The following is a 9,809-nucleotide window of genomic DNA, read 5'->3' as shown; positions in this document are numbered from 1 at the left end:
ACGCCGGGCCGACCGCAGCGGGTCGACCCGGCCGGGGGTCCGGGGCGCCCGACGTGCTGGCGGGCGCCTCGGGCGCCCGGCCGCCCAGGGCTGGGCGCCGGGGTCGTGGCTACGGGGTCGGGTAGTCCTCCACGTAGACCGGGATGCCGACCTTGGTCGTGTCGGCGGCCGCGCCCACGCCGTTGACGACGTGGTCGAGGGTGCCCGCGTCGAGGTTCACCGTGAGCAGGTGGTGCAGCTGCACGCCCGGCGTCTGCGGCACCTCGAACGCGTTCGCGGTGTGGATCGAGGGGTTGTTGCGGTTGTAGACGTAGGACCCGCCGCCGTAGAGGTGGTGCGTCCGCACGCCGTCGGCGACCTTGTACGCCGCCCAGCCCTGGATCCCGTCGTGGTCCCAGTCGGCCTGGGTGGGCGGGTCGTACGGCAGCTCGTTCTGGAAGAAGATCGTCGTGCCGCGCTCGCCGTTCCACACGACGTTGTGCTGCTGGAAGTGCTCGACGAACAGCCCGGTGGCGGTGACGTCGTCGCCGTTGACGACCACGCCGGTGCGTCCGGTGTTGGTGCGCCAGCGGTCGGTGTCGCCGCTCACCCCGGCGGTGAACGGCTCGAGGCCGTGGTCGGCACGCCAGACCCAGGTGTGGTCGACGAGCACGTGGTCGCTGTTGATCTCCAGCGCCGTGTCGGTCCGGCCGATGTGCGGGCCCCCCACGCGGAAGTAGACGTCGGACAGGGTGGTCGGGTCGTTCGCGGCGTCGTGGGCAAGGCCCTGGTTGCCGTTGCGGGTGCCGACCCTTAGGAGGGCGGGCGACTCGACGGTGCCGGCGTCGATGGTGAGGCCCGCGACGACGACGCCCGGGACGTCGGCGACGGTGAGCGGCACGGCCCCGCCGACCGACGTCAGGGTCGCGTGGCCGAGGCCCAGGACGACCGTGTCGGCGCGCTTGATGCTGATGCTGCGGTCGACGTCGTAGACGCCGGGCGTGAGCAGCAGGTCACGGCCGCGCGCGAGCTCGGCATTGATCTCCTGCACCGGCGTGGCCGGCGTGGCGACGAAGAACTGGTCGAGCGGGACGGTCCGGCCGGGCGTCATGCCCGCGCCCCAGGAGATGCCGCGGCTGTCGCGCCGGGCGCTCGGGACGCGCACGGCATACCGGCCCTGGCCGTCCACGAAGAGGAAGGGCTTCTCGCGGCTCACCGGGGTGCGGTCGAGCGTGGTGTACGGCGGGTTGGGCCAGCCGGCCTCGGTGGGGGCGCCGACGACGCCGGAGAAGACGGCGTTCCAGACGCCGTTGCTCCAGCCGGCCACCTCGCTGTTACGGGTGAACCACTGCTGCTGGGAACCGTTGATGGTGAACGGGATCCGCGAGTCGGCGATGAAGCCGCCACTGGCGTACTGCGGGCCGGCCGTGCAGTAGTCCATGAGCGAGAGGTTCGAGCCGGAGATGTCGACCCGGCGCATCGAGACCGCCTGGGAGACCGCCCAGAAGTTGGCCGACGCGCGGCAGCCGTCCTGTCCTGCGCCGTCGATGTGCAGGGTGAGGTTGGACAGCGTGCGCCAGAAGTTGTTGAGGGCGACGCAGTAGCTCGTGCCCCCGCCCTCGAGGCAGCGGTTGTAGACCTCGATCTTGCCGTTGATGGTCACGTCGCCCGGGGAGGCGCCGAGGCCGGCGATCTCGGTGTAGTAGCCGACCTTGACCTGAAGCGGCTGGGCCGCGGTGCCGTACGTGCCGGGCGCGAAGAGGAAGGCGTGGCGGGCGGTGCCCATCTCGTTGTCGACCTGCTTGGCGGCGAACGCGTCGAGCGTCCACTGGATCTGCGACACCGGCATGCTCGGGTCGAACACGGTGAGGGCCGACCCGAGGTCGGGCGCGGAGGGGTTCGCGGCAGCCGGCGGAGCGGCGGCGGCGCTGGGGGCGGCCGCACCGGCGCTGGTGGCGACCAGCCCACCGAGGGCGAGGGCCGCGACGACGGCGAGGCCGAGGGTGGCCGCGCGGGGACGGGCTGATCGGGAGCGCGCACGCGGGCGCGGCAGGACGCTGTCGGACACGGCGGACCTCTTCGTCGAGGGGATTGGTGACTCGTGTCACCCTCGGTGCAGCGTGGCCGTCGGTCCTCCTCGTGTCAAGGGAGCGTCCGGGCACGGGGCGTCCGGGCACGGGGCGCTCGGCACGAGGCGCTCGGTCAGGGTGCTCGGCACGGGTGGTCGGCACGGGTGCTCGGCACGGGTGCTCATCACGGGCGCTCGGCCAGGGTGCTCGGCACGGGAGCCGCCGCACCTGGGGAGGGCGGCCCCTACGCTGGCGCCATGACGGGGAACGGAGCAGAGCGGGCCGCCCGGGCCCTCGCGGACAGCGGCATCGAGCACACCATCACCCGGCACGGGCCCGTGCGCTCGCTCGAGGAGGCGGCCGCCGCCCGGGGCCTGGAGCCGCGGGACGTCCTCAAGACGCTGGTGGTGCGTCGTGGCGCCGACGACTACCTCTTCGTGCTGGTGCCCGGCGGCCGTGAGATCTCCTGGCCGAAGCTGCGCGCCCACCTCGGCGTGAACCGGCTGTCCATGCCCGACGCCGAGACGGCCCGGGACGTGACCGGGTACGTCCGCGGCACGATCACGCCGTTCGGCTCGACCCACCCGTGGCCGGTGGTCGCGGACAGCTCGATCCTCGGCCGGCCCGTGTCGATCGGCGGTGGCGACCACGGCGTGGCCGCCACCGCCCAGGCCGACGACATCGTCCGCGTCCTGCAGGCCGACGTCGCCGACGTCACCGACCCCGCCTGACGGACCGCCTGCCGCACGAACCTCTGCTAGCAGAGGTTCGTGCGCTCAGCAGAGGTTCCACCCTGCGCTGAGCGAGCTTGGCTCTGCTAGCAGAGGTTCGGGCCGACGACCGGGCGGCCGTCCCCGTCGGCCGTCCGCGTCCCGGGCGGCCGTCCGCGTCCTGGTCGGCCGTCCGCTTTCCGGGCGGCCCCCGCTCAGCCCTCGCGCATGGGGATGCGGACGCCCTGCTGCTCGGCGGTGTGCTCGGCGATGTCGTAGCCCGCGTCGACGTGGCGGATGACGCCCATCGCCGGGTCGTTCGTGAGCACGCGAGCCAGCTTCTGCGCGGCCAGGTCGGTGCCGTCGGCGAGCGAGACCTGCCCCGCGTGGAGCGAGCGGCCGATGCCGACGCCGCCGCCGTGGTGGATCGAGACCCAGCTCGCGCCCGAGGACGTGTTGACGAGCGCGTTGAGCAGCGGCCAGTCGGCGATCGCGTCGGAGCCGTCCAGCATCGACTCGGTCTCGCGGTACGGGCTCGCGACCGACCCGGTGTCGAGGTGGTCGCGGCCGATGACGATCGGGGCACTGACCTCGCCGGTGCGGACGAGCTCGTTGAACGCCAGCCCCGCCTTGTCCCGCTCCCCCTGGCCCAGCCAGCAGATGCGGGCGGGCAGGCCCTGGAACGCGATCCGCTCCTGCGCACCGCGGATCCACTTGTGCAGACGGTCGTTGTCAGGGAACAGGTCGAGCACCGCGCGGTCGGTCGCCGCGATGTCCTTCGGGTCACCGGAGAGCGCGGCCCAGCGGAACGGGCCCTTGCCCTCGCAGAACAGGGGGCGGATGTATGCCGGGACGAAGCCGGGGAACTCGAACGCCCGGTCGTAGCCGCCGAGCCGTGCCTCGTCGCGGATCGAGTTGCCGTAGTCGAAGACCTCCGCGCCGCCGTCCTGGAACTCGACCATCGCCTGGACGTGCTTGGCCATCGACGCCCGGGCCCGGTCGGTGAACTCCTCGGGCTTCTTCTCGGCGTACTCGTGCCAGTCACCGAGGTCGATCCCCTCGGGGAGGTAGGACAGCGGGTCGTGGGCCGACGTCTGGTCGGTGACGATGTCGATGTCGACGCCACGGCGCAGCAGCTCGGGGAAGACCTCGGCCGCGTTGCCCACGACGCCGACCGACCAGCCCCGCCGCTCGGCCTTGGCGCGCAACGCCTTCTCGATGGCGTCGTCGAGGTCGTCGGCCACCTCGTCGAGGTAGCGGTGCTCGACCCGGCGGTGCAGGCGGGCAGGGTCGACGTCGACGATGAGGCAGGCCCCGCCGTTGAGGGTGACGGCCAGCGGCTGGGCGCCGCCCATCCCGCCACAGCCGCCGGTCAGGGTCAGGGTGCCGGCCAGCGTGCCACCGAACTTCTTCTCGGCCACCGCGGCGAAGGTCTCGTACGTGCCCTGCACGATGCCCTGGGTGCCGATGTAGATCCACGACCCGGCGGTCATCTGCCCGTACATCGTCAGCCCGAGGTGCTCGAGACGTCGGAACTCCGGCCAGGTGGCCCAGTCGCCGACGAGGTTGGAGTTGGCGATGAGGACGCGCGGTGCCCACTCGTGGGTCTGCATGACGCCGACCGGCTTGCCGCTCTGGACGAGCATCGTCTCGTCCTGCTTGAGCGTCGACAGCGTGCGGACCATCGCATCGAAGGACTTCCAGTCGCGCGCGGCCCGGCCGGTGCCGCCGTAGACGACGAGGTCGTCCGGCCGCTCGGCGACCTCGGGGTCGAGGTTGTTCATGAGCATCCGCAGCGGGGCCTCGGCCCCCCAGTGGGTGGCGTGCGTGAGGGCGGTGCCGCGCGGTGCGCGGACGGGGCGGGCGCCTTCCATGGTGGTCTCCTTCGTCGGTCGTGCGGGGTCTTTGCGCGATCCCGGCGGCCAGGGCCGCGGGAAACGCTCAAAGACCTGGGTCGGTGGGGTCCTGTGGGTTGGTCGGTATGCCGTGGCGTCAGTCGAGGGGCCCGGTGACCGACTCGGCCGCGGCGACGGCGTCGCCGCTCGCGACGAGCTGCACTGCCACCTCGATCTCGGGGGCGAGGAATCGGTCGGTGCCCGGTCCGGCGGCGCCGGCCTCACGCAGGGCGCGGACGACGGCGGCCGTGGCGGGAGCGGGCTGCAGCGGGGCGCGCAGGTCGAGGGCGCGGGCGGCGGTGAGCAGCTCGACGGCGAGGACCCGGGTCAGGCCGTCGACCGAGCGGCGCAGCTTGCGGGCCGCGGACCACCCCATGGAGACGTGGTCCTCCTGCATGGCGCTGGAGGGGATCGAGTCGACCGAGGCAGGAGTCGCGAGGCGCTTGAGCTCGGAGACGATCGCCGCCTGGGTGTACTGCGCGATCATGTGGCCGCTGTCGACGCCCGGGTCGTCGGCGAGGAACGCGTGCAGCCCGTGGTTGCGCGCCACGTCGAGGAACCGGTCGGTGCGACGCTCGCTGATCGAGGCCAGGTCGGCGGCAACGATCGCGAGGAAGTCCAGCACGTAGGCGACCGGCGCCCCGTGGAAGTTGCCGTTGGACTCGACCCTGCCGTCCGGGGTGACGACCGGGTTGTCGACCGCGGAGGCGAGCTCGAAGCCGGCCACCGTCGCGGCATACTCCACCGTGTCGCGGACCGCACCGGCGACCTGCGGCGAGCAGCGCAGGGAGTACGCGTCCTGGACCCGCGTGCACGCCTCTGGGTCGCGGTGGCTGTCGCGGATCGCGCTGTCCTGCAACAGCTTCCGGAGGTTCGCGGCGGATCGCGCCTGCCCCGGCTGGGGGCGCAGGGCGTGCAGGTCGGCGGCGAAGACGTCGTCGGTGCCGAGCTGGCCCTCGACGCTCATCGCGGCGGTGAGGTCGGCGACGGTGAGCAGCCGACGCAGGTCGGTGATGGCGAGCACGAGCTGACCGAGCATGCCGTCGGTGCCGTTGATGAGGGCCAGGCCCTCCTTCTCGCGCAGCTCGACCGGCGTGAGGCCGGCCGCGGCGAAGGCCTCGGACGTGGGCATCCGCTCCCCCGCGGCGTCCCGGACGACGCCCTCGCCCATGAGGGCGAGCGCGCAGTGCGAGAGCGGGGCCAGGTCGCCGGAGCAGCCGAGCGAGCCGTACTCGTGGACCACCGGGGTGATGCCGGCGTTGAGCATCGCGACGTAGGTGGAGAGCGTCTCCTCGCGGATGCCGGTGCGGCCGGTGGCGAGGGTCGAGATGCGCAGGAGCATCAGGGCCCGCACGACCTCGCGCTCGACCTCGGGGCCGGAGCCGGCGGCGTGCGAGCGCACCAGCGAGCGCTGCAGCTGGGCGCGCAGCTCGACCGGGATGTGCCGGGTGGCGAGGGCGCCGAACCCGGTCGAGACGCCGTAGTGCGGCTGGGCGTCGTCGGCCAGCGCCTCGATCACCCCGCGGGTGCGGCGGACCTCCTCGAGCGCTGCCGGGTCGAGCTCGACCCGCGCGTCGTGGCGGGCCACGGCGACGACGTCGTCGAACGACAGCGGCCCGGTGCCGACGAGGACAGTCGCGACGGAGGGGGACGTGGTGGTCATGTCCTCCATTGCAGCCGAGCCGGGGCGCGGCGCACAGCCACGGCGGCGGCATACCGTCTCACATGCGAGACGACCTGCGACCTCGCGGACGGGCGGGGTCGGGCCTCTATCTTTTTCCCAAATAGTTTGTAACTATGGTCGGGACGAGCCACCACCCAACACCCTCGGGAGGATGCCATGACCACACCACGGACCCTGCTCTACGGGGACTTCTCCTGTCCCTGGTCCCACCTCGCGTACCGCCGGCTGGAGCTGCTGGGCGAGCCGTTCGAGCTGAGGGCGGTCGAGCACGACCCCTGGCAGGCAAGGCCCTCCCGGACGCGCGAGGACGAGTTCTCCTGCCTGCGCGAGGAGCTGGACAGGGTGAGCTGGTTCCTGCTCCCCGGCGAGGACCTCCCGCACACCCTGCGCGGTTTCGTCCCCCACACCCGCGCCGCGGTGTCCGGCTATGCCGAGTCGTACGGTGCCGGCGTCGCGGACCTCGCCGCCCCGCTGCTCTTCGACGCGTTCTGGCGACACGGCCTGGACCTCTCCGACGCCGCGGTGGTGCGCACCCTGCTCTCCGACGCCGTCGAGTCCGGGACCTCGCCGAGCGACCCGCTGCGCCGGTGGGGCCACGCCGTGGACGTCACCGGCGGACCGATGACCTCCCTCGCGTGGCGGCTCGTCCGGGCCTGGCGGCAGGAGTGGGTCGGCTTCGACAAGGAGGTCGTCCCGTTGCTCGTGCTCGCCGACGGAGAGGTCCGCCACGGCGTCGACGCGGTCGAGCACCTCGGCCGGGCGGTGGTGGACGCAGGCCTCGACCCCGGCACCGAACCGGCCCGGAGGCACCCGGGGCCCCGCCCGCCGCTCGACGGCCACGGCCGCCGCCAGGTGCTCTACCCGACCCCGGCGTGACGACCGACCAGGGCGCCCTCGGGCCCACCCGGACCCGCGTGCTCCGGGTCCTGCGCGAGTCGGACGGCCCCCTCGGCGCGGCCGAGGTCGCCGACCGGCTGGGCGTCCACACCAACAGCGCACGGTTCCACCTCGACGCGCTGGTCGAGGCCGGGATGGTCGAGCGTGGCGCCGAGGACCGGTCCGCGCGCGGTCGCCCAAAGGTCCTGTATGCCGTGTCGCCCCGCCTCCCTGCCGAGGACGGGGGCTGGCGCGAGCTCGCCACCATCCTCACGGAGGCGCTGACCACCCCCGCACCCTCGCCGGCCCACGCGGCCGAGGCAGCAGGTGAGGCGCACGGCCGGGCCCTGGCGAGCGCGTACCCAGCGACCGCGGCCCCGGCACCCGAGGCCGTGGCCGACGGGCTGCGCCGGCTCGGCTTCGAGTCCTCGGCCCACCCCACCCGGACGGGGGGCCGGATCGAGATCCGCCCGTGCCCGTTCCTGGACCTGGCGCAGTCCCATGGTGACGTGGTGTGCGGCGTGCACCGGGGACTCCTGGCGGGGATGCTCGACGAGCTCGACCCGACCATCACCCTGGAACGGCTCGAAGCGTTCGCGGGACCGGAGCTGTGCGTCGCACGGATCAGCCGGACCTGACCCGCCCGAAGGGGGGGGCACCGCGGTGCGGATCAGGGCCACGGAGGGAGCGGCCGGCGGCCGGGGGGCGGCCCCCTCGCCCCCACTCCCTCGCCAAGGCTCGCGGTCCGGGGTAGGTTGCGCGCACCGCAACGGAGGGGGAACCGGTGTTCAAGAAGCTCAACGACGCCCGAAAGGCCATGAGGGACGGGCCCGGGCTCACGGCCCAGCTCGCACCGGACGACGCGGTGGTGGTGGACGCACCCGCCGACTTCGCGCTCCCGGCCGTCGAGGCCGCCCTGCACGGAGAGCACGCGCCGGCCGCCGAGCTGCTCGCCTGGACCCGGCAGAACCAGGCCTGGGGCGACCGCAGCCACCTCGTCGCCACGCTCGGCCAGGCGTCCCTGCAGGCGCCCCAGTGGCTGGAGACCTGGCGCGACGAGGCGCCCGACGACCCCGACCTGGCCGTCGTCGCGTCCCGACTCCTGGTCCTGCAGGCCTGGGAGCAGCGCAGCCACGCCCGTGCCAAGGACGTCACCCAGGAGCAGTTCGACGCCTTCCACACGACGCTCGCCGACGCCACGGCGCAGATCCAGCGGGCGGTGGACCTCTCGCCGGGCGACCCCGAGCCGTGGGCCCTCGCGATCGTCCACGCCCGCGGGCTCGAGGCGCCGGCCGACGTCCTGCGGGGCTACGTCGAGACGCTGTGGGAGGTCGACCGCTACCACTACGAGGGCACCTCGCAGGCGATGCAGTTCCTGGCGAAGAAGTGGTTCGGCTCGCACGAGCAGATGTACGCGTTCGTGCACGAGGCGGTCGACGGAGCGCCGGCCGACGCACGGATCCAGGAGCTGCCGCTCGACGCCGTCCTCGAGCACCTCGCCGAGGACCCGTCGACCGCGCTGACCCAGGACCCCGCCCGGGTCGAGGACGCGGTTCGTCGCGGGCAGGCGTACGTCGAGGCGAACGCCGGTGCCGGTCACCACCTCACGGCGCAGACCCGCAACCTGCTCGTCCGGGTGCTGTTCCACCTCCACCGGTTCGACGAGGCGTACGAGCAGCTCGTCGCCGTCGGGCCGCACGCGACCGAGTTCCCTTGGGGCTACTGGGGAGACGCGCGAGAGGAGTTCCTCACCTACCGGCGGCACGTGGTCACCAAGAAGGCCACCGGGTCATGACCGCGAGCGCCCGGTGAACGGGGGCACGGCGTGACCGCCATGGTGCTCATGGTCCGGGCCGCGCCCGCCGACCTCGAGCGCCGGGCCGTCTGGGCGCTGTCGACGGTGCGGATCGCGCCCGCGGGCGTGCCGGGCTGGACCCTGGTCGACGTCGGCTCGGACGACCAGGCGGCGCTGGAGCGGGTCGCCGAGGAGGTGAGCAAGGTCGGCACGGGCCTCCTGCTCGTGGTCGGGGAGTGGCGCAGCGCGCTGCAGCTGTGGGCCCGGGGGCACCGACGGACCACCGTGGGCTGGACCGCCGGCAAGGTCAACGGCCTGGACGCCGAGGCCGCCCGCTCGACGGCGGCCGAGCTCGAACGGTGGCTCGGAGTCGACCCGCAGGAGCTCCTGCTCGTGCTGCGGTCACCCGCCTCGCCGGAGGACGGGTGGCGCGCACTGGCGACGGCGCTCGACCTGCCGGTGCCGCCCGGGTTCCCCTACCGCGGGGCGGGCGAGCTCGACTCCGGCCGCGCCCGGGTGCTCCAGCGCCGAACCCTGCTCGAGGCGGCCGCCGACGACCACGGCTCCGGGCTCCTCCCGTCGGCGCCCGACCGGTCGCCGGAGCCCGCGTGGCGGCTCGCCGGGCGCGTCCTGCTCGTGCTGGTGTTCGTCTCCGGCATCGCCTGGACCCTCAGCCGGGACGACCCGCGGTACATCACCGTGGTGGCACTGGTCCTGGCGACCGTCGCGAGCGTGCCGGAGGTCGTCCGGCAGGTCGGCCTGCGACGGCGTGCGTCCGGACGCGCGCGGCCGACCGGGTCG

8 protein-coding genes are annotated in these 9,809 nt (G+C 73.7%); 5 read left to right on the top strand and 3 right to left on the bottom strand.

The genetic code is table 11. The features are described from left to right. Window positions 1–109: 109 nt before the first annotated feature. Window positions 110–2,047: a glycosyl hydrolase family 28-related protein gene (locus tag ACFUC1_RS19095; protein ID WP_379122632.1), complete on the bottom strand. Its 1,938-nt coding sequence runs from the start codon at window positions 2,045–2,047 to the stop codon at window positions 110–112. Window positions 2,048–2,305: 258 nt separating this feature from the next. On the opposite strand from ACFUC1_RS19095, the gene ACFUC1_RS19090 reads away from it, so the two are divergent. After that, complete coding sequence (locus tag ACFUC1_RS19090) at window positions 2,306–2,779, top strand: aminoacyl-tRNA deacylase (RefSeq protein WP_379122630.1); 474 nt, start codon at window positions 2,306–2,308, stop codon at window positions 2,777–2,779. 194 nt (window positions 2,780–2,973) lie between these two features. On the opposite strand, the gene hutU is transcribed toward ACFUC1_RS19090, so the two are convergent. Together hutU and hutH are read right to left on the bottom strand one after the other, a co-directional pair. Continuing rightward, window positions 2,974–4,632: a urocanate hydratase gene (hutU, locus tag ACFUC1_RS19085; RefSeq protein WP_379122628.1), complete on the bottom strand. Its 1,659-nt coding sequence runs from the start codon at window positions 4,630–4,632 to the stop codon at window positions 2,974–2,976. Between the two features lie 118 nt (window positions 4,633–4,750). Beyond that, window positions 4,751–6,325, bottom strand: a complete 1,575-nt coding sequence (gene hutH, locus ACFUC1_RS19080) for a histidine ammonia-lyase (protein ID WP_379122626.1) — start codon at window positions 6,323–6,325, stop codon at window positions 4,751–4,753. Between the two features lie 168 nt (window positions 6,326–6,493). On the opposite strand from hutH, the gene ACFUC1_RS19075 reads away from it, so the two are divergent. From ACFUC1_RS19075 to ACFUC1_RS19060, 4 genes are all read left to right on the top strand, one after another. After that, entirely contained in the window at window positions 6,494–7,213 is a 720-nt protein-coding gene (locus ACFUC1_RS19075; protein ID WP_379122624.1) for a hypothetical protein, read from the top strand. Further along, window positions 7,210–7,851 (top strand): helix-turn-helix transcriptional regulator, encoded by a 642-nt coding sequence (locus ACFUC1_RS19070; protein ID WP_379122622.1) that lies wholly within the window; start codon window positions 7,210–7,212, stop codon window positions 7,849–7,851. Before ACFUC1_RS19075 ends, ACFUC1_RS19070 begins: the two co-directional genes overlap by 4 nt. Window positions 7,852–7,997: 146 nt before the next feature. Next, entirely contained in the window at window positions 7,998–9,008 is a 1,011-nt protein-coding gene (locus tag ACFUC1_RS19065) for a hypothetical protein (protein ID WP_379122620.1), read from the top strand. Window positions 9,009–9,038: 30 nt separating this feature from the next. Beyond that, window positions 9,039–9,809 (top strand): hypothetical protein (locus ACFUC1_RS19060; protein WP_379122618.1); only part of this gene is annotated, 771 nt, incomplete at its 3' end.

It is taken from the genome of Pedococcus sp. NPDC057267, from assembly GCF_042668795.1.
GTDB lineage: Bacteria > Actinomycetota > Actinomycetes > Actinomycetales > Dermatophilaceae > Pedococcus.
Note: the sequence above shows the minus strand (reverse complement) of the source record. Positions and strands in the feature narration are given on the sequence as shown.